29 protein-coding genes and 3 tRNA genes are annotated in these 25,108 nt (G+C 70.9%); 21 read left to right on the plus strand and 11 right to left on the minus strand.

Features of this window, described 5'->3' with window-relative positions; all coding sequences use genetic code 11:
* Positions 1–3 precede the first annotated feature (3 nt).
* A complete protein-coding gene (locus AB4030_RS12900) occupies positions 4–495 on the minus strand; it encodes a MarR family winged helix-turn-helix transcriptional regulator (RefSeq protein WP_442279625.1) in 492 nt (163 codons plus the stop codon).
* Between the two features lie 75 nt (positions 496–570).
* On the opposite strand from AB4030_RS12900, the gene AB4030_RS12905 reads away from it, so the two are divergent.
* From AB4030_RS12905 to AB4030_RS12920, 4 genes are all read left to right on the plus strand, one after another.
* Positions 571–786 (plus strand): hypothetical protein, encoded by a 216-nt coding sequence (locus AB4030_RS12905; RefSeq protein ID WP_442279626.1) that lies wholly within the window; start codon positions 571–573, stop codon positions 784–786.
* Between the two features lie 59 nt (positions 787–845).
* The gene (locus AB4030_RS12910; RefSeq protein ID WP_442279627.1) at positions 846–1,169 is read left to right on the plus strand and encodes a hypothetical protein; all 324 of its coding nucleotides are present in this window, start codon (positions 846–848) and stop codon (positions 1,167–1,169) included.
* Between the two features lie 75 nt (positions 1,170–1,244).
* On the plus strand, positions 1,245–1,571 hold the full coding sequence (locus AB4030_RS12915) for a hypothetical protein (RefSeq protein WP_442279628.1): 327 nt from the start codon (positions 1,245–1,247) through the stop codon (positions 1,569–1,571).
* Positions 1,572–1,770: 199 nt separating this feature from the next.
* Positions 1,771–3,015 carry a D-arabinono-1,4-lactone oxidase gene (locus AB4030_RS12920; protein ID WP_442279629.1) on the plus strand — a complete coding sequence of 415 codons (1,245 nt, stop codon included), beginning with the start codon at positions 1,771–1,773 and terminating at the stop codon, positions 3,013–3,015.
* A 24-nt stretch (positions 3,016–3,039) separates the two neighbouring features.
* Here AB4030_RS12920 and AB4030_RS12925 read toward each other — a convergent pair whose 3' ends face one another.
* The gene (locus AB4030_RS12925; protein WP_442279630.1) at positions 3,040–3,519 is read right to left on the minus strand and encodes a MarR family winged helix-turn-helix transcriptional regulator; all 480 of its coding nucleotides are present in this window, start codon (positions 3,517–3,519) and stop codon (positions 3,040–3,042) included.
* A 194-nt stretch (positions 3,520–3,713) separates the two neighbouring features.
* On the opposite strand from AB4030_RS12925, the gene AB4030_RS12930 reads away from it, so the two are divergent.
* The gene (locus tag AB4030_RS12930) at positions 3,714–3,908 is read left to right on the plus strand and encodes a BldC family transcriptional regulator (RefSeq protein ID WP_442279631.1); all 195 of its coding nucleotides are present in this window, start codon (positions 3,714–3,716) and stop codon (positions 3,906–3,908) included.
* Positions 3,909–3,955: 47 nt separating this feature from the next.
* Here AB4030_RS12930 and AB4030_RS12935 read toward each other — a convergent pair whose 3' ends face one another.
* The gene (locus AB4030_RS12935; RefSeq protein WP_442279632.1) at positions 3,956–4,516 is read right to left on the minus strand and encodes a MarR family winged helix-turn-helix transcriptional regulator; all 561 of its coding nucleotides are present in this window, start codon (positions 4,514–4,516) and stop codon (positions 3,956–3,958) included.
* A 62-nt stretch (positions 4,517–4,578) separates the two neighbouring features.
* On the opposite strand from AB4030_RS12935, the gene icmF reads away from it, so the two are divergent.
* Together icmF and AB4030_RS12945 are read left to right on the plus strand one after the other, a co-directional pair.
* Positions 4,579–7,848 (plus strand): fused isobutyryl-CoA mutase/GTPase IcmF, encoded by a 3,270-nt coding sequence (icmF, locus tag AB4030_RS12940; protein WP_442279633.1) that lies wholly within the window; start codon positions 4,579–4,581, stop codon positions 7,846–7,848.
* A gap of 106 nt (positions 7,849–7,954) precedes the next feature.
* Positions 7,955–8,710: a helical backbone metal receptor gene (locus AB4030_RS12945; RefSeq protein WP_442279634.1), complete on the plus strand. Its 756-nt coding sequence runs from the start codon at positions 7,955–7,957 to the stop codon at positions 8,708–8,710.
* Between the two features lie 182 nt (positions 8,711–8,892).
* On the opposite strand, the gene AB4030_RS12950 is transcribed toward AB4030_RS12945, so the two are convergent.
* Positions 8,893–10,116, minus strand: a complete 1,224-nt coding sequence (locus AB4030_RS12950) for a cupin domain-containing protein (RefSeq protein WP_442279635.1) — start codon at positions 10,114–10,116, stop codon at positions 8,893–8,895.
* 23 nt (positions 10,117–10,139) lie between these two features.
* Positions 10,140–10,343 (minus strand): BatC protein, encoded by a 204-nt coding sequence (locus tag AB4030_RS12955; RefSeq protein WP_442279636.1) that lies wholly within the window; start codon positions 10,341–10,343, stop codon positions 10,140–10,142.
* 111 nt (positions 10,344–10,454) lie between these two features.
* Here AB4030_RS12955 and AB4030_RS12960 point away from each other — a divergent pair, with 111 nt between their 5' ends.
* Complete coding sequence (locus tag AB4030_RS12960; RefSeq protein ID WP_442279637.1) at positions 10,455–10,658, plus strand: DUF2945 domain-containing protein; 204 nt, start codon at positions 10,455–10,457, stop codon at positions 10,656–10,658.
* Between the two features lie 9 nt (positions 10,659–10,667).
* On the opposite strand, the gene AB4030_RS12965 is transcribed toward AB4030_RS12960, so the two are convergent.
* Positions 10,668–11,489: a hydrolase gene (locus AB4030_RS12965; RefSeq protein ID WP_442279638.1), complete on the minus strand. Its 822-nt coding sequence runs from the start codon at positions 11,487–11,489 to the stop codon at positions 10,668–10,670.
* 59 nt (positions 11,490–11,548) lie between these two features.
* Between AB4030_RS12965 and AB4030_RS12970 the strand changes: the two genes are divergently transcribed.
* From AB4030_RS12970 to AB4030_RS13000, 7 genes are all read left to right on the plus strand, one after another.
* Entirely contained in the window at positions 11,549–12,430 is an 882-nt protein-coding gene (locus tag AB4030_RS12970; RefSeq protein WP_442279639.1) for a hypothetical protein, read from the plus strand.
* Positions 12,431–12,622: 192 nt separating this feature from the next.
* Positions 12,623–12,695: transfer RNA gene (locus AB4030_RS12975), tRNA-Thr, on the plus strand.
* A gap of 61 nt (positions 12,696–12,756) precedes the next feature.
* Positions 12,757–12,833, plus strand: a tRNA-Met gene (locus AB4030_RS12980).
* A gap of 165 nt (positions 12,834–12,998) precedes the next feature.
* Positions 12,999–13,169 carry a 50S ribosomal protein L33 gene (rpmG, locus tag AB4030_RS12985; RefSeq protein ID WP_020143294.1) on the plus strand — a complete coding sequence of 57 codons (171 nt, stop codon included), beginning with the start codon at positions 12,999–13,001 and terminating at the stop codon, positions 13,167–13,169.
* Between the two features lie 122 nt (positions 13,170–13,291).
* Positions 13,292–13,738, plus strand: coding sequence for an FAS1-like dehydratase domain-containing protein (locus AB4030_RS12990; RefSeq protein ID WP_442279640.1), 447 nt, complete (start codon positions 13,292–13,294; stop codon positions 13,736–13,738).
* A complete protein-coding gene (locus AB4030_RS12995; protein WP_442279641.1) occupies positions 13,738–14,193 on the plus strand; it encodes a MaoC/PaaZ C-terminal domain-containing protein in 456 nt (151 codons plus the stop codon). The genes AB4030_RS12990 and AB4030_RS12995 overlap by 1 nt, the downstream gene beginning before the upstream one ends.
* A gap of 17 nt (positions 14,194–14,210) precedes the next feature.
* On the plus strand, positions 14,211–15,284 hold the full coding sequence (locus AB4030_RS13000) for a UDP-N-acetylmuramate dehydrogenase (RefSeq protein ID WP_442279642.1): 1,074 nt from the start codon (positions 14,211–14,213) through the stop codon (positions 15,282–15,284).
* Positions 15,285–15,336: 52 nt separating this feature from the next.
* Here the strand turns inward: AB4030_RS13000 and AB4030_RS13005 are convergent, their stop codons facing one another.
* The 4 genes from AB4030_RS13005 to AB4030_RS13020 all read right to left on the minus strand — a co-directional run bounded on the left by AB4030_RS13005 (position 15,337) and on the right by AB4030_RS13020 (position 19,135).
* A complete protein-coding gene (locus AB4030_RS13005) occupies positions 15,337–16,044 on the minus strand; it encodes a hypothetical protein (RefSeq protein WP_442279643.1) in 708 nt (235 codons plus the stop codon).
* 124 nt (positions 16,045–16,168) lie between these two features.
* Complete coding sequence (locus tag AB4030_RS13010) at positions 16,169–17,197, minus strand: adenosine deaminase (RefSeq protein ID WP_442279644.1); 1,029 nt, start codon at positions 17,195–17,197, stop codon at positions 16,169–16,171.
* A gap of 46 nt (positions 17,198–17,243) precedes the next feature.
* Entirely contained in the window at positions 17,244–17,765 is a 522-nt protein-coding gene (locus AB4030_RS13015) for a DUF5709 domain-containing protein (RefSeq protein WP_442279645.1), read from the minus strand.
* Positions 17,762–19,135 (minus strand): aminotransferase, encoded by a 1,374-nt coding sequence (locus tag AB4030_RS13020; protein ID WP_442279646.1) that lies wholly within the window; start codon positions 19,133–19,135, stop codon positions 17,762–17,764. Before AB4030_RS13020 ends, AB4030_RS13015 begins: the two co-directional genes overlap by 4 nt.
* Positions 19,136–19,346: 211 nt before the next feature.
* On the opposite strand from AB4030_RS13020, the gene AB4030_RS13025 reads away from it, so the two are divergent.
* From AB4030_RS13025 to ggt, 6 genes are all read left to right on the plus strand, one after another.
* A tRNA-Trp gene (locus AB4030_RS13025) sits at positions 19,347–19,419 on the plus strand.
* Positions 19,420–19,533: 114 nt separating this feature from the next.
* Positions 19,534–19,803, plus strand: a complete 270-nt coding sequence (gene secE / locus AB4030_RS13030; RefSeq protein WP_442279647.1) for a preprotein translocase subunit SecE — start codon at positions 19,534–19,536, stop codon at positions 19,801–19,803.
* An 82-nt stretch (positions 19,804–19,885) separates the two neighbouring features.
* Positions 19,886–20,737, plus strand: coding sequence for a transcription termination/antitermination protein NusG (gene nusG / locus AB4030_RS13035; protein ID WP_442279648.1), 852 nt, complete (start codon positions 19,886–19,888; stop codon positions 20,735–20,737).
* Positions 20,738–20,832: 95 nt separating this feature from the next.
* Positions 20,833–21,264: a 50S ribosomal protein L11 gene (gene rplK / locus AB4030_RS13040; protein WP_188032349.1), complete on the plus strand. Its 432-nt coding sequence runs from the start codon at positions 20,833–20,835 to the stop codon at positions 21,262–21,264.
* Positions 21,265–21,386: 122 nt separating this feature from the next.
* Positions 21,387–22,103, plus strand: coding sequence for a 50S ribosomal protein L1 (gene rplA / locus AB4030_RS13045; RefSeq protein WP_442279649.1), 717 nt, complete (start codon positions 21,387–21,389; stop codon positions 22,101–22,103).
* 134 nt (positions 22,104–22,237) lie between these two features.
* Positions 22,238–24,118 (plus strand): gamma-glutamyltransferase, encoded by a 1,881-nt coding sequence (gene ggt, locus AB4030_RS13050; protein ID WP_442279650.1) that lies wholly within the window; start codon positions 22,238–22,240, stop codon positions 24,116–24,118.
* 98 nt (positions 24,119–24,216) lie between these two features.
* Here ggt and AB4030_RS13055 read toward each other — a convergent pair whose 3' ends face one another.
* Positions 24,217–25,104: a DUF3152 domain-containing protein gene (locus AB4030_RS13055; protein WP_442279651.1), complete on the minus strand. Its 888-nt coding sequence runs from the start codon at positions 25,102–25,104 to the stop codon at positions 24,217–24,219.
* Positions 25,105–25,108: the final 4 nt, after the last annotated feature.

A 25,108-nucleotide genomic window follows, 5' to 3' on the forward strand; every position in this document is an offset into this window, starting at 1 on the left:
CGCTCAGCGCCGGGGCTGGTGAGCGGGCGTCGAGGCCGCGATGACCCGGCTCAGTGAGGCGTGCAGGGCCTGGAGCTCCTCGACGTCCATGCCCAGGGTCGCGACGATCCGGGGTGGGACCTGGAGAGCCTGCTCGCGCAGGAGGCGCCCGCGCTCGGTCAGCGTGATGGCGAGGGCCCGGTCGTCCTCGGGGTGGCGGTCGCGCGTGACGAGGCCGGCGCTCTCGAGGCGTTTCAGCAGCGGGGACAGTGTCGCCGGCTCGAGACTGATGAGCTGGCCGATCTCGCGCACCGTCAGCGGTGAGCGCTCCCACAGGGCGAGCATGACGAGGTACTGCGGGTGGGTCAGGCCCAGTGGCTCGAGGACCGGGCGGTAGAGCGCGATGACGTTGCGAGCGGCCACCGCCAGGGCGAAGCACACCTGGCGGTCGAGCCGCAGCAGGTCGTCGGGGGAGGTGGTCGCCGCCGCGGCAGGCATGGTGGGGCGGGTGGCCATGGCGCTGGTCCTCCGGTCTGTCGTCATTGATGTGTACACTAACAGTTAGTGCCCTAATCACTTGGAGGAGTCATCGTGTCTCGGTCGGGATCCAGCGCAGGACTCTCCATCGGCTACCGGATCGGTTACCGGTTTCGGCTCATCGGACTCACCCTCTTCGGGCCGGCCCAGCTCGGGGAGGCCAACGACCCCAAGGCCCGCCTCGAGCGTGAGCGCGCGGCCAGGGTGGCCGGGGCAGCCAGGTCCAAGGCGGCCAGGTCCAAGGCGGCGCCGCGCTCTCGCGACAGCTGAGCACGTCTCGCCGGGGTCGGTGTGGGTACGTCCCATGAGACACCGACCGAAGGAGAGACATGGGTGACCGGGTAGGGCTTTTCGTCATGCTGGGCGTCGTCGTCCTGCTGTGCTCGATCCTGTGGGTGATGCGCCCGCGCCGTCGCGCCCAGGACAGCGTCGAGCACGAGACCCTGAATCCCGAGGTCGAGGCTGCCGACGGAGGCGCGGTGGCGCCTCCCGACCCGGACCGGCTCATCGGCAACCCGCCCATCGACACGCTCTCGGCGTCCGGTGAGGGCAGTGCCGTCGCAGGCGCGGGTGCGGGTGGGCGAACGCCTGACGTGCGCGACCCGCTGCGCGCACCGCCGAACGACGTGGGCAACTCTCCCGACCAGGCCTGACCTCGTCCCTTTCGCGTCCGCCACCTCCCGCACCGGAGTACCGTCGAGTGCGGGGGACCGGACCCGGGAGGTGCCATGGGTGATCGTGTAGGTCTGTTCGTCATGCTGGCCGTCGTCGTGATCCTGCTGATCGGGCTCGTCCTGGTGGGACCCCGGCACAGCCGCCGCGGGCGCGACACCAGCGAGACGCTCAACGCCCACCCCGACGAGACCGAGCGGGCTCGGCGCGACCACCCCGAGGGCGCGGAGCGGTCGCACCTGGTGGGCAACCCGCCGGTCGACACCATCACCGCGGACGGGTGGGGCGTGGCGCGGCCCGGGGAGGGAGCCGAGCCCGAGGAGCTGCCCGAGGACGTCCACCCGGAGCTCCACGAGCAGCGAGGACGCCACCGACGCCACTAGGCGCCGCCTGCGCAGATCGCTCACTCCTGACCGAGGCGCCAGGTCCTCGTGCTCGCGCAGCGGTCGCCAGCCCGCAGTCTCGCCGACGGGAAGTTCGGATGGTTGGGGCGTCAGGAAATCCCTGTGTTTCCAGAGCGATCGCCCGGGGGCCGCGTGCCGTGCCGGCTCGTGCCCACCCGGCGCACGGCAGACTGACACGATGGCGGAGACGAACTGGGCGGGCAACCACACGTACCGGGCGCGCATCGAGCGGGTCCGGTCGGTCGAGCACCTCCAGGAGGTCGTGGCCGCGGCGCCGCGCGTGCGCGCGCTCGGATCCCGGCACAGCTTCACCGACCTGACCGACATCACCGACGCCGACGACGGCGTGCTCGTGTCGCTGGTCGACCTGCCGACGACGGTCGAGGTCGACCCGGGGACGCGCACGGCTCGCGTGACGGGGCACGCGGCATACGGCGACGTGGCGACGCAGCTGCAGCGAGTCGGGTGGGCCCTGGGCAACCTGGCCTCGTTGCCGCACATCTCCGTCGCAGGCGCCGTCGCGACGGGCACCCATGGCTCTGGCGTCGAGAACGGTTCTCTCGCAACGGCCGTCGGCTCGATCGACATCGTCGGTCCCGACGGCGAGCTGCGCACGGTGCGTCGTGGCGACGCCGACTTCGAAGGCAGCGTCGTAGCGCTCGGTGCCCTGGGGGTCGTCACTGCGGTGACACTCGACGTCGAACCCACCTACGACGTGCGGCAGGATGTCTACACGGGCCTGTCGTGGGAGGCCCTGGCAGCCGAGCTCGACGCGATCACGGGCAGCACCTACAGCGTCAGCCTGTTCACCCGCTGGCGCGGCGCGGGCATCGAGCAGGTCTGGCTTAAGAGCCGCTCCCCGGAGGCGCCACGCGAGCCCCAGGGGGCGGTGGCCGCGACGACGGCGCTGCACATGCTCGAGGGTGCCGCGGTGGAGGCGGTGACCGAGCAGGGTGGCATCCCCGGTCCGTGGCTCGACCGGCTGCCGCACTTCCGCATGGGGTTTACCCCGAGCCGCGGGGAGGAGCTGCAGAGCGAGTACCTCCTCCCGCGCGAGCACGCCCTGACCGCGATCGAACGACTGCGCAGCCTGGGCCCGCGGCTGGCTGCCGTGCTCCAGGTCTCCGAGCTGCGCACCGTCGCCGCCGACGACCACTGGCTCAGCAGTGCCTACGGCCACGACGTCGTCGGCGTGCACTTCACCTGGCTGCGCGACGAGGAGCAGGTGTATGCCGTCCTACCCGCCATCGAGGAGGCCCTCCTGCCGCTCGGGGCGCGGCCACACTGGGGCAAGTGCTTCGTCGCAGACGTCCGCGAGCTCGACGCGCTCTATCCACGGATGTCCGACTTCCGCGCGCTGCGCGACCGCGTCGACCCCGACCGCGTCTTCGGCAACGCCTTCCTCGACCGGGTCCTGGGCTGAGGCGCGGTGCGACGCGGGACGGTCTCAGTGACGCTTGCGTCGACCAGGACGCGGCGGCCGGGCGGCCTCGATGTCACTCGTCACCCCGCGCAGCCCGGTCGCGATGGCGTCGAGCAGGGTCGCGACCCCCGGTAGGTCGGCGGTCGCGACGGGGTCGAAGGCCTGCGGCATCCAGTCGCGGACCTCGCCGAGCCGGCGCATCGCCGACTCGGGAATCTCGACGGTGCTGCGTCGACGGTCGTCAGGGTGGGGGACCCGCACGACCATCTCGCGCTCCACCAGCCGGTCGACGAGCGTCGTCGTCGAGCTCGTCGTCAGCCCCAGAGCCGTGGCGAGGTCGGTCTGCCCCATGGGACCGCGGGCCAGCAGGTGGCTGATGGCGCGGCTCTCGTTGACGGTCAGGTCGAGGTGGCTCGCCACGGCGATGCGGTAGCGCTCGCCGGCGAGAATCAGCTCCCGGAGGGCGGCGGTCGCAGCGTCGCGAGCGGCGGTGGGCGGTCTCATGCGCCCAATGTAGTGAGTGCAGTCGCTCGTCAGTCTGATCGCTTGATTGTCGAATGAAGTACCCGTACCGTGATGGATGCGGCCTTCCGGACGCGCCGCTCGGCCGCCCGCGGGATCGTCGGACTCGGCGTTGAGCAGCCAGCGCCGAGTCCGAACCCCTCCACCGGTGCTGCGTTTCAGGCAAGGCGGCTCAGATGAACGGCAACGACACGGCGGTCGAGAGACTCCTCACCCCGGCGGAGGTCGCGACGATCTTCCGCGTGGACCCCAAGACCGTCAGTCGGTGGGCCAGGTCCGGCAAGCTCAACGCCCGGCGAACGTTGGGCGGTCACCGGCGCTACCCCGAGAGCGAGATCTGGGCGCTGCTCGACCAGCACCAGGACCACTAGGACAGCACCCGCCGTCCCGGAGTGGGCACGGAGGCGGTCCCGCGGGCTCAGAAGTCGCCCGCGCCGCGTCGCAGCCGGGTGAGCACGTCCACGAGCGAGCGCACGTCCTCGGCGCCGAGGTCCGGCTGCTCGAACACCTCGGTGTTGAGCGCCTTGGTGGCCTGCTCGGCCAGCTCGCGTCCCGTCGCCGTCAGGGCCACGAGCATGGCCCGTCGGTCCTCGGGATGCGTCGAGCGCGTCACCAGCCCGGCGTCCTCGAGCCGGTCGACCGCGTTGGTGACGCTCGTCGGGTGCACCTGCAGGCGGCTGCCGATGACCTTCATCGGCAGCGACCCGCGGCGGCTGAACCAGAGGAGCATGAGCACCTCGTACCGGGCGAAGGTGACACCGAGCGGCTTGAGGGTCGCCTCGACCCGGGCCAGGACGATCTGGTGCGCCCGCATCAGCGAGGTGATGGCGGCCATGCCGTCGGCGGCCGGGCTCCAACCCTGCTCGACCCACTGCTCGCGCGCCCGGGCGATCGGGTCGAACCCGAGGCCGGACCCTGCCGCGACACCGGCCGGCGCCGCGCCGCTCACCCCGTCTGCCGCACTGGTCTGCGCACTCATGGCGCCATCGTAGGGTCGCGGACGCGTTGACGTCCATTAGTAGGAAGTCCTAGTATTTTCCCATGTCTGACGCACCGAAGCGCGACCTGCACCAGCTGACCCACCACGTCCGGCTCGTCACCGCGAGCAGTCTCTTCGACGGGCACGACGCGTCGATCAACATCATGCGGCGCATCATGCAGACGCAGGGCGCAGAGGTCATCCACCTCGGGCACAACCGCTCGGTCCAGGAGGTCGTCGACGCGGCGATCGAGGAGGACGTGCAGGGCGTCGCCGTCAGCTCCTACCAGGGCGGCCACGTCGAGTACTTCGAGTACCTCGTGCAGCTGCTCAAGGAGAACGGTGCCGGACACATCCGCGTCGTCGGGGGTGGTGGCGGCGTCATCGTCCCCGAGGAGATCGCGCGGCTGCGCGAGTCCGGGGTCACCATCTTCAGCCCCGAGGACGGGCAGCGGCTCGGGCTCGCCGGCATGATCAACACCGTCGTCGCCGACTGCGACTTCGACCCCTGGGAGACCAGTGCCGCGTCGCTCGACGCGGTCCTCGCCGGAGAACGGGCTGCGGTCGCGCGAGCCATCACCGGCGCCCAGGAGGGTGACATCGACGATGCGACCCTCGCGCAGCTCCACGAGGCCGCCGGGCGTCGGCGCGTCCCGGTCCTCGGCATCACCGGTACCGGCGGATCGGGCAAGTCGAGCCTCACTGACGAGCTGATCCGTCGTCTGCGCCTCGACCAGCAGGACAAGCTGCGCGTGGCCGTCCTCGCCATCGACCCCACCCGCAGCCGCGGCGGCGGCGCCCTCCTCGGCGACCGCATCCGGATGAGCTCCCTCGACGGGGACCGGGTCTTCTTCCGCAGCCTGGCGACGCGAGGTGGCTCCCAGGTCCCGACGCACCTCGACGACGTCCTCGACATCGTGCGCGCGGCCGGCTTCGACCTCGTCATCCTCGAGACTCCCGGCATCGGCCAGGGCGACGCCGCCGTCGTCGACTACGCCGACGTCTCGCTCTACGTCATGACGCCCGAGTTCGGCGCGAGCAGCCAGCTCGAGAAGATCGACATGCTCGACCGCGCCGACGTCGTCGCCATCAACAAGTTCGAGCGCCGCGGCGCCGAGGACGCCCTGCGTGACGTCGGCCGCCAGATGGTGCGCAACCGCGAAGCCTTCGGCAAGAGCCCCGCCGACATGCCCGTCTACGGCACGTCGGCCGCGACCTTCAACGACGACGGCGTCACCGCGCTCTACCAGGAGCTGCGAGACCTGTTGTCCGACAAGGGGATGCCGTTCGAGGAGGGAGTGCTGCCGCGTGTCGCCACGAAGCAGTCGACGCGCATCGCGACGATCGTGCCCGCCTCGCGGGTGCGCTACCTCGCGGAGATCAGCGACACCGTCCGCGGCTACCACGAGACCACCGAGCGGTATGCCGCAGCCGCCAGTCGGGTGCAGCGGCTCGAGTCCGTGCGCGGCGAGCTCGCAGCTGCCGCCGCCGCCGACGAGGTGGGCAGCGCCGAGAGCGCGGTCGACGCCGTCGAGGCCCTCCTCGACGAGGCGCGCACCGACCTTCCCGACGAGGTCGCCGGTGCCCTCACCGCGTGGCCGTCGGTCGTCGAGTCCTACTCCGGCGACGAGCAGGTCGTGCGCATTCGCGACAAGGAGATCCGCAACGTCCTGACGCGGGAGTCGCTGTCGGGCAACAAGATCCCTCGTGTCTCACTGCCCCGTTATCGCGACCACGGCGAGCTCGTCAGCTTCCTGCGCCGTGAGAACCTGCCGGGCTACTTCCCCTTCACCGCCGGTGTCTTCCCGTTCAAGCGCGAGGGGGAGGATCCCGCCCGCATGTTCGCCGGCGAGGGCGACCCGTTCCGCACCAACCGGCGGTTCAAGCTGCTCTCCGAGGGCCAGCCCGCCACGCGCCTGTCGACGGCGTTCGACTCCGTGACGCTCTACGGCCGGGACCCCGACCCGCGACCCGACGTCTACGGCAAGGTCGGCACGTCCGGCGTGTCCGTCGCGACCCTCGACGACATGAAGGCGCTCTACGACGGCTTCGACCTCGTGTCGCCGACGACGTCCGTCTCCATGACGATCAACGGTCCCGCCCCGACGATCCTCGCCTTCTTCCTCAACACCGCCATCGACCAGCAGGTCGACGCCTTCACGGCGCGGGAGGCTCGGGAGCCGAGCGCCGACGAGCGCCAGGAGCTCACGGCATACGCCCTCGCCAACGTCCGCGGCACGGTGCAGGCGGACATCCTCAAGGAGGACCAGGGCCAGAACACCTGCATCTTCAGCACCGAGTTCTCGCTCAAGATGATGGCCGACATCCAGGAGTGGTTCATCGAGCACCAGGTGCGCAACTTCTACTCCGTGTCGATCTCCGGCTACCACATCGCCGAGGCCGGGGCCAACCCCATCAGCCAGCTCGCGTTCACCCTCGCCAACGGTTTCACCTACGTCGAGAGCTACCTCGCCCGTGGCATGAAGGTCGACGACTTCGCGCCCAACCTCAGCTTCTTCTTCAGCAACGGCATGGACCCCGAGTACTCCGTGCTCGGCCGGGTCGCCCGTCGCATCTGGGCCGTCGCGATGAAGGAGCGCTACGGCGCGGGGGAGCGGTCGCAGAAGCTGAAGTACCACGTCCAGACGTCGGGCCGGTCCCTGCACGCGCAGGAGATGGACTTCAACGACATCCGCACCACGCTGCAGGCGCTCATCGCGATCTACGACAACGCGAACTCCTTGCACACCAACGCTTTCGACGAGGCCGTGACGACCCCGTCCGAGGAGTCGGTGCGCCGCGCCCTCGCCATCCAGCTCATCATCAACCGTGAGTGGGGGCTCGCGATGAACGAGAACCCGCTCCAGGGCTCCTTCGTCATCGACGAGCTGACCGACCTCGTCGAGGCAGCCGTCCTCAAGGAGTTCGACCGCATCACCGAGCGCGGCGGCGTGCTCGGCGCGATGGAGACCGGCTACCAGCGCGGCCGCATCCAGGACGAGTCGATGCTCTACGAGCACCGCAAGCACGACGGCAGCCTGCCGATCATCGGGGTCAACACCTTCCGCAACCCGCACGAGGGTGAGGTGCCCCGCAAGGTCGTCCTCGCCCGCGGCACCGAGGATGAGAAGCAGGGCCAGCTCTCCCGCGTCCGTGCGTTCCGCAAGGAGCACGAGGTCGAGGCGACGGCGGCGCTCGAGGAGCTCAAGGCCGTCGCGATCGAGGGCGGCAACGTCTTCGACGTCCTCATGCGCGCGGCGCGGGTGTGCTCGCTCCAGCAGGTGACCGAGGCCTTCTTCGAGGTCGGCGGCCAGTACCGCCGCAACGTCTGACCCCACCCCCTTCAACCGTCGAAAGGCCACGTCTTGTCGCCTCTCAACCGTCGAAAGGCCACGTCTTGTCGCCTGTGCGCACTCGAGAGGCCACGTGGTGCCGCCCGTGACACTCGCTGACGACCTGGCGTATGCCGTGTCCTTGCCGAGGGCGCCACGGCGGGTCGTGTCGCTGGTGCCGTCGATCACCGAGGCTCTCGCGACGAGCTGCCCGGAGCGTCTGGTCGGGGCGACGGACTGGTGCACCCATCCGAGCGACCTTGCGGTGCAACGGGTTCGCGGCACCAAGAATCCTGACCTCAAGGCCATCGCGGCCTTGCGTCCCGACCTCGTCGTGGCCAACAAGGAGGAGAATCGCGAGCTCGACGTGCGGCGGCTGCGCGCCGACGGCATACCCGTGTGGGTGACCGACATCGAGACCGTGCCGGGCGCGCTCGACTCCCTGGGCCGCCTGTTCGCCGAGGTGCTGGACCTGGGGACGCCCGACTGGCTCGCGGCCGCCCGGAACGAGTGGGACCAACCCGTGCCCGAGCCGTGCCTCGACGTCGCCGTGGCGATCTGGCGCGACCCGTGGATGGCCGTCGGGCGCGACACGTTCACGGGTGACCTCGTGGCCCGGCTCGGCTGGCGCAACGTCCTGGCCGCCCACGCCGACCGCTATCCGCACGTCGACGTGGTCGATCTCGACCGCGACGGCCTCGTCGTCCTGCTGCCCGACGAGCCCTACGTCTTCACCACCGACGACGGCCCCGAGGCGTTCGCGCACGCGCGGACCGCACTCGTCAGCGGCCGACTGCTCACGTGGTACGGACCGAGTCTCGTCGGGGCCACCGCGGCCCTGACCGCGGCCGTCCCCGTCTGACCGGCAACACGTGGCCTGTCGACGGTCTGATCCGGCCAGACGTGGCCCCTCGACGGTCGTGACCCGGCCAGACGTGGCCTTTCGACGGTCGTGACCCGGCCAGACGTGGCCTTTCGACGGTGTGAACCGTCGAGAGGCCACGTGTGGCCGCCTCGGCCACGTCGAGTGGCCAAGGTCTGCCGTCAGTCGTCGGTGGCGACGACGAGGCCGGCGAGCATGAGACGCCGAGCGAGGTCGAGCCCGATCATGTCGGCGCGCAGCACCCCTCCGGCGACGAGCGCGACGAACGTGCCGACGTCGTGCGCCTCGACGGGGAAATCGGCAAGCCGGGTGCGCAGGGTCGCGGGGCCGTCGCCCGAAGGGACGAGTCGAGCTCCCACGTAGGGCCGGAGCACGAGGGAGGCATCCGGGCGCAGGGCCTCGGCGGCCGCCACCTGGGCCAGTGGCCCGATGGGAGCGGGACGCTGGGTGCCACGCGCTCGCGCCTCGAGGGCGTCGACCACGGCGGCAGGCTCGATCGCGTCCAGCGCGCGCACGAGGGCGGCCCGGACGAGCTCGACGTCCGGGCCGACGGCGTCGTGGTCGAAGCCCGTCGGTGAGATGTCGAGCGAGGCTCGCACGCGCTCGTCCCGACTGGCGGCGGCCAGGGCCATCGACACGAGCTCGTCCGCGACGTGGCGCCGGGTCCAGACGTGGACTCCGAGGGTCACGTGCGTGCTGACACCGCCGAGGGCGGTGGCCGAGTGGATCCACCCGCGAGGCAGGTAGAGCACGTCACCGGGACGCAACGTGAACTCGTGGTCCGGCTCGCGCCGCCCGGCCTCCTCGACCTCGGGGCGGTGGTCGGTCCAGGGCTCGTCGCGCAACGGTGAGTCGTGCACCGGGGAGCGCACCTGCCAGCGCTTCTCACCGGCCATCTGGAGCACGAAGACGTCATGGACGTCGTAGTGGTCGCTGAAGCCGGTGTTCTGACTCGGGGTGACGTAGGCGTTGGCCTGGACGGGATGGCCCAGCTCCTGCGCGAGCTGCTGGGTGAAGTCGATGAGCGGACCCCAAGTGCGGTGCAGGCCCTGCAGGACGAGGGTCGCCCCGCTCGCGAAAAGGCCGAGCAGCTTGTCGTCGCTCACCTGGTCGGCGATCGAGGCGCCGACCCCGCCGCCCTGGGTGAACTCGCGGTCGCCGAGGGTGCGGCCGTTCTGTGCGACCCGGAGGAAGGGGGCGCGAAGGCCGCGCCGCGAGACGAGCTCATCGACGGAGCTCTCATCGAAGAGCTCGAGCAGCCCTCCGGGCAGGTCGGCGGCTTCCGTGACCACCGGCGTGTGCGCCCAGTGATGGCGGGCGAACGCGTCCGTGTCGAGGGCGACCAGAGACTGGAGGGCCGAGTGCCCACGCTGTCGCGCGGACACTCGGCTCGTCGTGCCAGCGGGCATCAGATCGAGATGCTCGGGTCCGCTCCGGCACCGCCGTCGGCGCCACCGTCCTCGGCGTTCGTGTCGGCACCGCCGTCAGCGGGGCCCTCGGTGTCGGCACCGCCGTCGGCGCCACCGTCCTCGGCGTTCGTGTCGGCACCGCCGTCAGCGGGGCCTTCGGTCGTCGGGTCGTCGCTCACCGGGTCCAGCGGGTTGTCGCTCATGGCTGCTCCTCCAACGGGTGTGAGGCGGCGCCGGACGACGCCGTCGCTCGTGCACCTACCCGGTCGCGGCACCTCTGGCACAGACGCGGCAGGCGTGTTCTGATCGGTGCCATGGCCATCAGCAAGGGGGACACCGTCCACTGGAACACCTCACAGGGCCGCACCACGGGCACGGCCGTCGAGAAGCGCGTCTCGGAGTTCACCTTCGACGGACAGAAGTTCAAGGCGTCGAAGGACGAGCCCTACTGGATCGTCGAGTCGAGCAAGACCGGAGCGAAGGCCGCGCACAAGGAGTCCTCCCTCGACGCCGGGTGACGCGGGCACTCACGTCAAGTGGTCGAAGTCGCCCCGTGCCCACGCCGCGTGGCGGTCCGCCGATCGGCGCAGCACCGCCTTGGCGTCCGACGGCACGACGGCGCCGAAGTTGTTGTAGAGCCGGTCGAAGTGCAGCCCCTCGAGGTGCCCGGCGATGCGCTGGACCACGTTGCCCGACAAGGGAATCCGGTTCGGATAGCTACGCATGAAGCTCACCGACCGACGATCCGGGTTGGGGAAGACGGCATCGCCCGCGAGGAGCACCCCCCGGCCATCAGCCCCCGCCGCCCACTCGACGACGGCCTGTCCAGGGAAGTGCCCACCCACCCGATGGAGGGTCAGCCCGGGTGCGAGCTCGCGCCGCTCGTCGTAGAGCTCGACAAGGCAGTCCCGCCGGCGCACCCATTCGGCGTCCGGGGCCGCGACGAGGACCGGCACGTCGCCGAGCGCCCGGGCCCACTCCGTCTGGACGCCGTACATGTGCGGGTGGCTGGCGGCCACGGCCAGCGTCGGCCCGAGCGACCGCACGAAGTCGAGCGCCGCCTCGTCGACGTAGCCGACGCAGTCGAAGAGCAGCACGCCCTCGGGAGTGCGCACGACCATCGTCTGTTGGCCTATCCCGACGGCTGGCTGCGCACGCAGGCCCCAGAGTCCCGCCTCCACCTCGGTCACGGTGATGCGCGTCCCGGCCTCCCGCAGCTCTTCCAAGGTGGTCCAGCGCTGCCCGTCCTCCGGCACCCACTGCCGCTCGTCCTCGCAAACGGCGCACTCGACGGGCGGCGCGGGCAGGTCGTCGGTCTCGACGGCGCACGTGGCACAGATCCAGATCACGCGCCCAGACTGCCCGCTCGCGGCGGGCTGCACCAGCAGGTTTGCGGGAGGATGCAGGGGTGATCCTGCACCTGCGCGCCGCCGTCGAGCAGCTGTATGCCGTCCCGCCCGCTCGCTTCACCCCGCTGCGTTCCGAGCTGGTGGCCGAGGCGAAGTCGGCCGGTGAGAAGGATCTTGCGTCGTCGATCGGTGCCCTGCGCAAGCCGACCGTGGCCGCGTGGGCGGTCAACCACTTCGTGCGCCAGCACGGCGACGAGGTCGACGAGCTCCGGTCGTTCGCCGCCCTGCTCCGCGAGGCGCAGCGCACCCTGGACGCCGACCAGCTGCGCCTCCTCGGGCGCGAGCGGGCCAAGCGCGTCGACGCCCTCGCCGACCGCATCGCCGAGGTCGCGGCGCAGGAGGGTCAGAAGCTCGGTGCCGGAGTCGCCCAGGAGGTGCGCGAGACGCTGACGGCCCTCATCGCCGACGAGGAGGCCGAGGCGTCCGTCGTCACCGGGTCCCTCGTCAAGTCCCTCAGCTACTCCGGGTTCGGCTCCGTCGACGTCGCGGACGTCGTCGCCCTCGGGGACCTCGGCGGCGAGTCCGACGACGCATCCCCGCGCCCGTCGCTGTCCGTGCTGCCCGGCGGCGGCGGCGATCCCGTCGACCTGGAGGAGCGGCGCCGCAACCGGCGGACCGCGGAGCGGGCGCGCCTCCAGTCGGCCCTCGAGACCGCCCGGGCCGAGCTGCGCGCCGCCGACCGTCAGGTCGCCGTGCTCACCGCCCGCCAGGAGGAGGTCACGGAGGGCATCGCCGACCTCGAGCGTCGCCTGGCTACTGCCAGAGCGCGCCTCGAGAAGGTGACGGGCGAGCTCGACGAGGCAGGCGGCATACGCGATCGGCGGGAGCGGGAGGAGGCTGCGGCGCAAGAGGCGCTCGACGCCCACGACGACGCCGATTGACCGCTACGACGATTTCCACCTCTGGCGGGACGGTGTCGAGGCTGCCCGCGGGAGGGGCGACGCCGGCGTCCCGACGAGCGGTCGCCAGACGCCTCCCCGATTTCGTATCCGCGCCGCCGACCGTGTAGTCTCGCCGTCGCACAACAGGTCGACCTGAAGGCGTTCTCGTGACGCTTTCTCCGTGTCGGCCGTGCCCCAATAGCTCAGTCGGCAGAGCGTTTCCATGGTAAGGAAAAGGTCTAGGGTTCGATTCCCTATTGGGGCTCTGGTCGGTCGGTCTCCGGTCCGGGTCGCAGTCGCGGCAGGGCCGGAGGGCGACAGCCCATGGCGGGGTAGCTCAGCTGGTTAGAGCGCACGACTCATAATCGTGAGGTCGCGGGATCGAGCCCCGCTCCCGCTACCACTTCCGCGTGCACCCGGACGGATTTCTCGAATCATCGGGGTGTCGCGTAACCTTGGACGTCGCGCCTGCGTGCCACCCCGGGAGCCCGGAACGCGTGACGCGCCGCGCGACACCCGTCGCAAGACGACCGAACACCCGAGTACGTTTCCGAAAGAGCAGGTTGCCGTGGCCAGCAAGAGCAGCGACGTCCGTCCGAAGATCACGATGGCGTGTGTGGACTGCAAGGACCGCAACTACATCACCAAGAAGAACCGACGGAACAACCCTGACCGTCTCGCGATGAACAAGTTCTGCCCGAAGTGCGGCAAGCACACGGAGCACCGCGAGACCCGCTGAGCCCGACGCACGTCGACCGCTCCCTCGGCCCACCCGGGCCGGGGGAGCGTTGTCGTTCCTGACGTCAGCGGGCGTGGTGGGCACCGCGGCCTGTCGTCGGCGCGGGTCGATAGGGTGCCCGTATGCCGGTGAACGCAGACTTCCAGGGCCGGGTCTACCCGCCCACCGAGACCTATCGGGTCAGTGCCGCCAAGATCCGCGAGTTCGCCGAGGCGGTCGGCTCCTCCGACCCGGTGCACGTCGACGCCGACGTGGCGCGAGCGCACGGCTACGCCGACGTCATCGCGCCGCCGACGTTCGCGGTGCTCATCGCCCAGCAGTGCGACGCGCAGCTGATCCGCGACCCCGAGGCCGGCATCGACTTCTCCCGCGTCGTCCACGGTGAGCAGCGGTTCACCCACCACCGGCCCCTGACGGCCGGCGACGCCGTCGTCGGCACGCTGCACGTCGACACGGTGCGCGAGGCCGGTGGCCACGCCATGGTCACGACCCGCACCGAGCTCGCCACCGAGCAGGGCGAGGCCGTCTGCACGGCCACGTCGACCATCGTCATCCGGGGAGGCGAGTGATGAGCACCCAGCAGAGCACCCCGAGGCCCGCGACAGTCCGGGCCTTCTCCGAGGTCACGGTCGGCGAGGCGCTGCCCCCGATGACCGTTCATGTCGACCGTGCCCGCCTCGTGCAGTACGCCGGAGCTTCGCTCGACCGCAACCGCATCCACTGGGACGAGCGGTTCGCCACGCAGGTCGGTCTGCCCGACGTCATCGCCCACGGGATGTTCACGATGGGTTCGGCGGTCACCCTCGTCACCGACTGGGTCGGCGACGCCGGGCGCGTCGTCGAGTACGGCGTCCGCTTCACCAAGCCGGTCGTCGTGCCCTACGAGACCGGCGCCGACATCGAGGTCGCCGGCGTCGTCAAGGCCGCCGACCCGGAGACGAAGCGCGTCACGGTCGAACTGACCGCGACCAGCGGCGGCGAGAAGGTCCTCGGCCGCGCCCTGGCCGTCGCCGTCCTCGACTGAGCCGGCAGGTCCACCTCGTGCGCGAGCAACACGACGTCCCCCTCTCCACGCTGACGACGATGCGGGTCGGCGGCCCGGCGGCCCGGCTCGTGACCGTCGAGACCACCGACGAGCTCGTCGACGCCGTCCGCGAGGTCGACGATGCCGACGAGCCCCTGCTCGTCCTCTCCGGCGGCTCCAACCTCGTCGTGTCCGACGACGGCTTCGACGGCACGGTCGTGCACGTCGCCACCTCCGGCATCACGCCCGAGTCCGCCGACTACTGCGGCGGTGCGGTGGTCCGGGTCGCCGCCGGCGAGGTGTGGGACGACGTCGTGGCCCGCGCGGTCGCTGAGGGCTGGGCCGGTGTCGAGGCGCTCAGCGGGATTCCCGGGTGCACGGGCGCCACCCCCGTCCAGAACGTCGGCGCCTACGGCCAGGACGTCTCACAGACGATCGCCCAGGTGCGCACGTGGGACCGGCAGGAGCAGGCCGTGCGCACCTTCATGAACGCCGACTGCGCCTTCACCTACCGGCACTCGCGCTTCAAGGGGCACTCGCGCTACGTCGTGCTCGACGTGCTCTTCCAGTTCGAGGTGGCCGACCTCAGCCGCCCGGTGGCGTATGCCGCCCTGGCGAAGGGTCTGGGCGTCGAGCTCGGTACGCGCGTCCCCCTCTCGGACGCCCGCGACGCGGTCCTCGAGCAGCGTCGGGCCCGCGGCATGGTGATCGACGACGCCGACCCCGACACGTGGTCCTGCGGGTCGTTCTTCACCAACCCGATCCTCACCCGCCGGGAGTTCGACGGGCTCGACGAGCGGGTCGGCGAGCGGCTCGGGTGGGAGGGGCCGACCGCGCCGCGCTTCCCCGAGCCCGACGGTCGGGTCAAGACGAGCGCGGCCTGGCTCATCGAGCACGCCGGGTTCGCCAAGGGCTTCGGCCTGCCCGCGCCGGCGGCCCTGTCGACGAAGCACACCCTGGCGGTCACCAACCGGGGTGGCGCGACCACCGCCGACGTGCTCGCTTTGGCGCGGCAGGTGCGCGACGGAGTGCATGACGCGTTCGGGGTCACGCTGGTGAACGAGCCCGTCATCGTCGGCGAGCAGCTCTGAGCCGACGGGAGTCGCGTCTGTTGGGGCTCGCGGCAGGCGAAAGCGGTGAAGGCTACTTCGTCAGGACGACGGAAAAGGTCTTCTGGGGGATCGTCTTGCCAGTCGTGCTGACGGTGTAGGGCGGGCGGTTGAAGGCCAGGCTCAGTGCGCTCGTCGTGCCCCGGTTGACCTTGAAGAAGACCCAGCCGGCCGTCTTCTGCGAGCGCGTCGCAGCCTTCAGCGGCGTGGCGCCCCACTGCTTGGCGAACTCGGCGGTGGGCATGACCGTCTGGGCCGGGCTCGCTGCCACGAGCGAGAGCATCGACGRCTCGACCGAGGCCGAGTAGCGAGAACCGGCGGCAACCGACACCCAGACGCCCACGATCTCGAACTGCTTCGCCCCGACTGGCTGTCCGGCCGGCCACGGGAAGTGCCGGACCACGCTGGCGGCCTTGATGGTGTGCCCGAGGTCGGGGTCCGTGATGGACGCCGCGATCTTCGTGGGCACCGGCCGGTCGACGATGGAGCCGTCCGTGGCGGTCGTGCTCGTCGTGCTCGTCGTGCTCGGCGTGGCGGTCGAGGGCGACGCCGTCGTGCTCGACGTGCTCGTCGAGGCGGGGGTGGTGGCGGCCTGCGCGGTCGCGTCCGCGGTGGCGCCGGACCCGCCGCTGCACGCCGCGAGCGCGACGACAGGGGCGACGAGACCGACGACGGCGAGACGTCGCAGCTGGGCGCGGGAGGCGGTCGATGGGCGTGCGGGGGCAGGGGGAGAAGTCTTCATCTTCCCTCCAGCATGACCGGGCGCACCGATCCTGAGCAAACTCGATGGACCGCGGCGACCGCACTGACCCCTCGGCCACCGCCCGTCCCGTCCGGATACGACGCGATCGTGGAGGGGCTCGCCGTCACGCCGGAGCGGCGAGCCACGCGTCCACGTCGGCGAGCGCGGCCTGTCGCCGGGAGGGCGGCATCCGGCTCCCCTCGAGCGAGCCGCGAGCGAGCCGCGCGAGCTCCGCGTCGTCGAGACCCAGGTCGCGGGCCGCGGAGTACTGCGCGACGAGGCGCGAGCCGAAGAGCAGCGGATCGTCCGCACCGAGTGCCACGTGGATGCCCGCGTCGACGATGCGACGCAGCGGCACGTCGCCGGGCTCGGCATAGACCCCGAGGGCGACGTTGCTGCCGGGACAGACCTCCAGGGTCACCCCGGCTTCGGCGACGGCGTCGAGCACCTGGGGGTCCTCGACGCTGCGCACGCCGTGGCCGATCCGGTCGGGCTCGAGGTGCTCGAGCGTCTCCATGACCGACTGCGCGCCGAGCAGCTCGCCGCCGTGGGGCACGAGCGCGAGCCCGGCGCGCCGGGCGATGGCGAAGGCCGGCGCGAAGTCGGCGACGAGCCCGCGCCGTTCGTCATTGGACAGCCCGAAGCCGACGACGGACCCTGCGTCGTCACCAGCGTGGTGGGCAGCGAGCCGGGCGAGCGTCCGGGCCTCGAGGGGGTGGCGCATCCGACTCGCCGCGACGACGACGGCCACGCCGATCTCACCCTCCGCCGTCACCTTCCGGGCCTCGTCGAGCACGATCTCGAGGGCTGGCGTGATGCCCCCGACGAACGGGGCGTACGACGTGGGGTCGACCTGGAGCTCGAGCCAGCGAGACCCCTCGGCCACGTCGTCCGCGGCGGCCTCACGCACGATGCGGCGCATGTCGGCCTCGCTGCGCACACATGCCCGGGCGGCGTCGTAGAGCCGTTGGAAGCGGAACCAGCCGCGCTCGTCGGTGGCCTTGGCCAGACGCGGCGGCCAGTCCTTGACGAGGGCGTCGGGCAGCCGGATGCCATGCGTCGCCGCGAGGTCACGCACCGTGTCGACCCGCATCGACCCCGTGAAGTGCAGGTGCAGGTGGGCCTTGGGGAGATCCCGCACCGAGCGTGTCATGCGCGTCAGTGTGTCACCCGCCCAACGGAGTCGTCCTCAGGCTCTGTCAGGCGTCGTCGGGCTCTGAGGCGATCTCGTCGACGACGTGCATCGCGGCCTCCTCGGCCGACGCCCCGGCACCGTCGACACCCACGTCGCTGGCCCACACCTGCTTCTCGTCGTCCTCGTGGGCACCCTCGTCGTCCGCGACGAGGCGGCCGGCGCGGGCGTCGCCCACCTCGTTGTCACCGAGCCAGTCGTCCTCGGCGTCGATCGAGTCGGGGTCGTCGCCGCCGACGCGGTCGTCGTCGAGGCCGCTCTCGTTGTCGGGAGCGCCGTAGGCCGAGTTGGGGTCGGGCACCTCCTGGCGGATGCGCTCGTCGATCGTCTCGTCGACGGACTCCTCGTAGGCGGTCGTGCCGTGGGCGTTGACCCCCTGCGGGCGATCGTTGGGGGAGTATCCACGGTCGAGCACGTCGTCGAGGTCGCCGTCCTCGAGGGTGTCCTCGGGCTGGAGCTGGTCCTCGTCGTCGACGCTGTAGGTCGTCAGGTCGTCGGAGATGTTCTCGTTGGGACCGGTGTCGCTCATCGCGAGACTCCTTCGGTGGCAGGGTTCGTGGCGTCGGGGTCCGACGCTGTCGCGCCGTCGCCTCCTGCCCCTACCCGCGTAGCGCGCTCGTGCGTCAGCTTCTCGGCGGCGGCGAGGGCGACGCAGGTGGCCACACCGGCCATGGCCGTGCGCACCTCGTCGAGCACCGGGAAGGTCGGCGCGAGGCGGATGTTGCGGTCGCGCGGGTCGTTGCCCAGCGGGAAGGAGGCGCCGGCGGGCGTGAGCGCGATGCCGGCCTCCTTGGCGAGGGCGACGACCCGTGAGGCGGTGCCGTCCAGCACGTCGAGGTTGACGAAGTAGCCGCCGGTCGGGTGGCTCCACTCGGCGACGTCGAGACCGTCGAGGCCGGTGGTCAGCGCCTCGTCGACGGCAGCGAACTTCGGCGCGATGATCTCCCGGTGCCGCCGCATGTGCGCCCGGACTCCGTCGGCGTCGCGGAAGAACTCGACGTGACGCAGGTGGTTGACCTTGTCCGGTCCGATCGAGCCCATCGCGAGGTGCCCGAGGTACCACTTCACGTTGGCCTCGCTGGCGGCGAGGACGGCCACGCCGGCGCCGGCGAAGGTGATCTTGGAGGTCGACGCATACATGATCGGTCGGTTGGGGTGTCCCGAGGCGGCGCAGAGGCTGAGGATGTCGGCGCTCTTCGCCTCGTCCTCGGTGAGGTGGTGGAAGGCGTAGGCGTTGTCCCAGAAGATCGTGAAGTCGGGGGCCGCGGCCGGCATGGCGGCCAGGCGCGCGGCGACCTCGTGCGACACCACGGCGCCCGAGGGGTTGGCATAGGTGGGGACGATCCAGATGCCCTTGATGCTCGGGTCGTCCCTGACGAGCGACTCGACGGCCGCCATGTCCGGTCCGTCCTGGTGCATGTCGACGGTGACCATCTCGATCCCGAACGACGCCAGCATCGAGAAGTGGCGGTCGTAGCCGGGGACCGGGCAGATGAAACGGACCTTCTCCTCCTGGCTCCAGGGGCGCGGGGAGTCGACCCCGCCGAAGAGGAGGAAGTCGACGATGGTGCTGTACATCATCGTCAGGCTCGAGTTGCCGCCGGCGACCACCTGGGCCGGCTCGACCCAGAGCAGCTCGGCGAAGATCTCGCGCAGCTCCGCCAGCCCTTCGAGGCCGCCGTAGTTGCGCACGTCGACGCCGTTGCGGTCCTTGGTCGACGTCGGCAGGTGGAGCAGGTCGTTGGCGAGGTCCAGCTGCGCTGCCGACGGTTTGCCCCGCGTCAGGTCGAGCTTGAGGCCGCGCGACTTCAGCGACGCGTACTCTGACCTCTGCTCGGCGAGGAAGCCGGCCAGGTCGTCGTCGGACAGGGACGCAAGGGGGGTGCGCGGGTTCGTCACGTCTCGATCCTGCCACTGCCTCAGGCGCCTCGGGCGGCCGAGTCCGTATGCCGGGTGGCCCGTCTCGACAGGGTCCGCCCAGGGCGTCGCGGGGGTGTTCCGGGCCGGTTCGCGCTGGGACGTGTCCGTCCCGTATGATCGTCCCTCGGACGGCTTCGCTGGCCATGCTGACGCATGCCGTCCCACCGAGGACACCCAACGTCCACGGTGAAGGGCAATAGCTCAATTGGTAGAGCACTGGTCTCCAAAACCAGCGGTTGGGGGTTCGAGTCCCTCTTGCCCTGCGCATCCCAGTGATGTGGTCGTCGTGCAAGGCGGCACGCGGCTTCTGCCCGACGCGGGACACCACGCGTCCGGGCTCCTGTCGCGGGTCGACACCCAGGCAGAAAGAAGGAATCGTGACGGAGACGAGCGCCAAGCGCGGGTCCGGCCGTGCCGACAAGGCTCGCGGCGGCAACCCGGTGTCGCGTCTCTTCGGCGCGATCAGCCTCTTCGTGCGCCAGATCCTCGACGAGCTGCGCAAGGTCGTGCGTCCCACGGGACCTGAGCTCGTGCGCTACACGACCGTCGTGGTCGTGTTCGTCGTGATCATGATGGCGCTCGTCTCAGGGCTCGACTTCGTGCTGAGCCGGCTGATCTCCTGGGCCTTCACGGGTTCGCCGACCTGACGCACCAGCCCTGCGGCCCGCGTCACGGATGTCACCGCCAGCCCGCACCGGTTGGTCCACGAACATGGAAGTAGGTCAGAGCGTGTCCGAGCAGTTCGCCCACGAGGGCGCCCCGAACGGCGAGAGCACCGAGAGCGACGTCGTCGACCCCGCGGTCGAGACCGACGACCTCTCGGCGTCCGACGTCGAGTCGGGTGCTGGGGACACCGACTCCGACGTGAGCGACGACCTCGAGGCCGGCGCGGTCAGCGCCGAGTCCGACGAGTCCGAGCAGTCCGACGAGTCCGAGCCGTCAGACGACGCGGAGCCGGTTGCCCAGGGCAGCGGTGACCCGGTCGCGGACTTCAAGGCCGACCTGCGCAGCCGCTTCGGCGACTGGTTCGTCATCCACTCCTACGCCGGTTACGAGAACCGCGTGAAGGCGAACCTCGAGACCCGCATCCAGACCCTCAACATGGAGGACTTCATCTTCGAGATCGAGGTCCCCATGGAGGAGGTCACCGAGATCAAGAACGGCCAGAAGAAGCAGGTCCGCCGCGTCCGGATGCCCGGATACGTCCTCGTCCGCATGGACCTCACCGACGAGAGCTGGGGCGCCGTGCGCCACACGCCCGGCGTCACCGGGTTCGTCGGCAACGCGCACCAGCCCGTGCCGCTGTCGATCGACGAGGTCTTCACGATGCTCGCGCCGACCTTCGAGGCCGCTGCCGGCGCCGAGGGTGCGGCCGCGTCGGGCACCGGCGCTCCCAAGGACGTCCGCGTCGTCGACTTCGAGGTCGGCGAGTCCGTCACCGTGATGGAAGGGCCCTTCGAGACCCTCCCCGCGACGATCTCCGAGATCAACCCCGACACCCAGAAGCTCAAGGTGCTCGTCTCGATCTTCGGCCGGGAGACCCCGGTCGAGCTGTCCTTCGCCCAGGTCGCCAAGATCTGAGCAAGGTCCCACCACGTTCGGTGCGGCATCCCGCACCGGCATGCAACCGGGTCATCGCCCATGGCGTCGGTCCACAACGAAGAAGGTAGGCACTCATGCCCCCCAAGAAGAAGGTCTCCGGCTTCATCAAGCTGCAGATCCAGGCCGGTCAGGCCACCCCCGCCCCGCCCGTCGGCCCGGCCCTCGGTCAGCACGGCGTCAACATCATGGAGTTCGTCAAGGCGTACAACGCCGCGACGGAGGCCCAGCGCGGCAACGTCATCCCGGTCGAGATCACGGTCTACGAGGACCGCTCGTTCACCTTCGTGACGAAGACCCCGCCGGCCGCCGAGCTCATCAAGAAGGCCGCTGGCGTCGCCAAGGGTTCCGGCGAGCCGCACAAGACCAAGGTCGCCAAGCTCTCGCGCGACCAGGTCCTCGAGATCGCCCGTCAGAAGATGGAAGACCTCAACGCCAACGACGAGGAGATGGCGGCACGCATCATCGCCGGCACCGCTCGCTCGATGGGCATCGACACCGAGCTCTGAGCCCAGCTCACGACTCGGGCGTCACCCCGGCCGCACGGCATACGGACCGTATGCCGTCGGCCACGTGGGAGGACCAGCGCTGGTCCGCACCACGACTCCACCACCACGCAAGGAGCAGTTCCATGAAGCGCAGCAAGAACTACCGCGCAGCCGCCGAGCTCGTCACGCCCGGCAAGGTCTACGCCCCGCTCGAGGCCGTCCGCGTTGCCAAGCAGACCGCCAAGGCCAAGTACGACGAGACCGTCGAGGTCGCCATGCGCCTCGGCGTCGACCCCCGCAAGGCCGACCAGGCCGTCCGCGGCACGGTCAACCTGCCGCACGGCACGGGCAAGACCGCCCGCGTCCTCGTCTTCGCCAACGGCGACAAGGCCGAGGCCGCGCGCGAGGCCGGCGCCGACCACGTCGGCTCCGACGACCTGCTCGAGAAGGTCCAGGGTGGCTGGCTCGACTTCGACGCCGTCGTCGCGACCCCTGACCTCATGGGCAAGGTCGGTCGTCTCGGCAAGGTGCTCGGCCCGCGTGGCCTCATGCCCAACCCGAAGACCGGCACCGTGACGATGGACGTCGCCAAGGCCGTCGCCGACATCAAGGGCGGCAAGATCGAGTTCCGCGTCGACAAGCACGCGAACCTCCACTTCATCATCGGCAAGGTCTCCTTCGACGAGGCCAAGCTCGTCGAGAACTACGCCGCGGCGCTCGAGGAGATCCTGCGTCTGAAGCCGGCCAGCTCCAAGGGCCGCTACATCGAGAAGGCCACCGTCTCCACGACGATGGGCCCGGGCATCCCGCTCGACTTCTCCAAGACGCGCAACCTCCTCGCCGAGGACGACCAGGCCTGACCGCCTGACCCAGCAGTCCGAGAGCCCGTCACCCCACTGGGGTGGCGGGCTCTCGTCGTCACACGTGTCTCGCTCCCCGGATCCGCGGGATGCTCCGGCGCGACCGCGGGGGAGTGCGCGAGTACGGTCGATGGATGACTCGTCACAGTGCACGCACCACGACACGGTCCAGATGGGTCCTCGGCGCCCTCGTCGTCGGACTCCCACTCTCCCTCCTCCCGGCCACGGCGGGCGCGCAGCCCACCACGGCACCCGCACCCCAGACCGATCGAGGCTGGCACGGCCGTCCGACGCCGTTGCCGAAGGTCCCGGTGATGACCGGGTCGGGCGGCGCCGTCAGCTCCGTCGACCGCGACGCCTCGCAGGTCGGCATCGACGTGCTGGCCCGCGGCGGCAACGCGGCGGACGCCGCGGTCGCGACGGCGGCGGCGCTCGGGGTCACCGAGCCCTACAGCGCCGGCATCGGCGGTGGCGGGTTCCTCGTCTACTACGACGCAAAGAGCAAGAAGGTCACGACCATCGACGGCCGCGAGACGGCGCCGGCGTCGTTCACGGACAAGACCTTCACCGACCCGGCCACGGGCAAGGCGATGGACTTCAACACCGTCGTGAACTCGGGTCTGTCGGTGGGCATCCCGGGCACCCCGGCGCTCTGGGCCAAGGCCCTGCGCGACTACGGCACGCTCTCGTGGGGCGAGGCCCTGAAGCCCGCCGAACGCCTCGCCGACCAGGGGTTCGTCGTCGACCAGACCTTCCACGACCAGACGGTGGCCAATGCCGCGCGGTTCTCGGCCTTCCCCGCCACGGCCAAGGTCTTCCTGCGCGACGGCAAGGCGCCGGCGGTGGGCTCGGTCTTCACCAACCCCGACATGGCCAAGGCCTACCGCACCCTGCGCACCCAGGGCGTCGACGTCCTCTACCGCGGACGCCTCGGTGAGGCCATCGTGCGCGAGTCCAACGCCCCGCACACCGCCCCCGGCGTCAGCGTCATGGGCGGCCAGATGACCCTGCGCGACCTCGCCGCCTACCGGGCGCTGACCAAGGCGCCGATCCACTCGCAGTACAAGGGGCTCGACGTGTTCGGCATGCCGGTGCCGAGCTCCGGTGGCATCGCCGTCGCCGAGATCCTCAACCTGATGAAGGCCTACGAGCGGCGCACCGGCACGCCGACGTCGCAGGTCTCCGACGTGCAGTACCTGCACCGGTTCTCCGAGGCGTCCGCCACGGCCTTCGCCGACCGCAACCGCTGGGTCGGTGACGTCCGGGGCGTTCCGGTCAAGGAGCTGACCGATCCGGCCTTCGCGGCCGAGCGGGCGTGCCTCTTCGACCCCATGAAGGCCCACCCGCGTCCGATCCCGTTCGGCTCGCCGGACGGCTCGTACACCTCCTGCGCCCCCGGCGCGGTCGCACAGGGCCAGCCGTACGAGGGCCAGTCGACGTCACACCTGACGGCGACCGACCGCTGGGGCAACGTCGCCTCCTACACCCTGACCATCGAGCAGACCGGCGGCTCGGGCATCACGGTGCCCGGCTACGGCTTCCTGCTCAACAACGAGCTCACCGACTTCAACTTCACTCCGCTGACGCCCGGTGTCCCGGACCCGAACCTGCCTGGTTCGGGCAAGCGCCCGCGGTCCTCGATGAGCCCGACCATCCTGCTCGACGATGGCAAGCCCTTCCTCGCGGTCGGGTCGCCCGGCGGCGCCACGATCATCACGTCGGTGTCCCAGACGATCCTCGGCTACCTCGACCGACACCTCTCGCTCGTCGACGCGATCGCGGCTCCGCGCCTCAGCTCGCGCAACGGAGCGAGCGAAGGGGCCGAGCCGGCCATCCTCGACGGACCGACGGGTGCTGCGCTCACGGCCATGGGCCACACGCTCGCCTCCGCGGGCACACCCAACGAGATCGGGGCGGTGACCGCGATCCGCAGCCTGGGTCGGGGCATCTTCGAGGCGGCAGCAGAGCCGACTCGTCGTGGCGGCGGCTCGGCAATGGTGGTCCACCCCCGCTGACCGCTCCCTCCCACCACGTGACGCGTCAGGCCGGCCCCGCACGGGGTCGGCCTGACGCGTTCCCGGGGGGCGGGCGCCGTGCCCGTCGCGACGCGACGTCAGGCAGGCTTGGGCGTGGGCCACGGCCAAGCGGTGCATCCTTGCAGGCCGTACGTCTGCTGCATCATCACCGGAGCCACCTGGCCCGTGCCGCCGCAGTACTCGTGCGGGTGGCCGATCCCGTGGCCGACCTCGTGGTTGACGAGGTAGACGCGGTACGTGGCGACGTCCTTGCCGTACGCCGCGGCTCCGAGCACCCAGCGACGAAGATTGAGCACGACCCGTCCGGAGTTGTGGCAGCTGACCTGGCCGCGCGTCTCCAGCGGCGCGCACAGCCGGTCGGTCGTGTCGGGGCTGGCCAGGGTGATGCGAAGGTCGACCTTCGCACCCTTGGCCGCCTCTGCCGGCGGCACGTCGACGAACCGGACGCCGTCCTTGGTCTGCCAGCCGCGGGGGTCGGTCAGGACCGTCCCGACCGTGGTGGCGAAGTCCACGCCCGAGATGCCCGTGCCGTCCTCGACCTCGACGGTGTAGCGGACCGTGCGTCCGCCCGCAGGCGTCGGGCGAAGCGCCGCGGCCGGCATCGACACGACCGTGAACCTGCCGGACCCGGCCTCGATGACGGCCCCGGCGGTCGAGCCGGCGGCCTTCCCGGCCGCGCTGCTCCGGGGGGTGGGCGAGCTGCCACCGACCTGCGAGTCGGTCGACGCGTCAGGAACCTGCTCGGCCTGGTCCGCCGGCGAAAGGGGTGACCCACTCGCCGAGGGAGCGGGTGAGGTCTGCGGAGTGGGACGGTCGGACATCGGTTCGCGGGCGCCGGCCCGGGACACGGTCCACACGTCGGCCGCGAGGCAGAGCACGACGGCCAGCAGCGCCAACCATCGACGGCGGCGGACCGCCCGCCGCTCGGCGGGGGTCGGCCGGCGCACAGGACTGTCACTCACCATCGAT

It is taken from the genome of Terrabacter sp. 2YAF2 (genome assembly GCF_052114705.1).
In the GTDB taxonomy this organism is placed as follows: domain Bacteria; phylum Actinomycetota; class Actinomycetes; order Actinomycetales; family Dermatophilaceae; genus Terrabacter.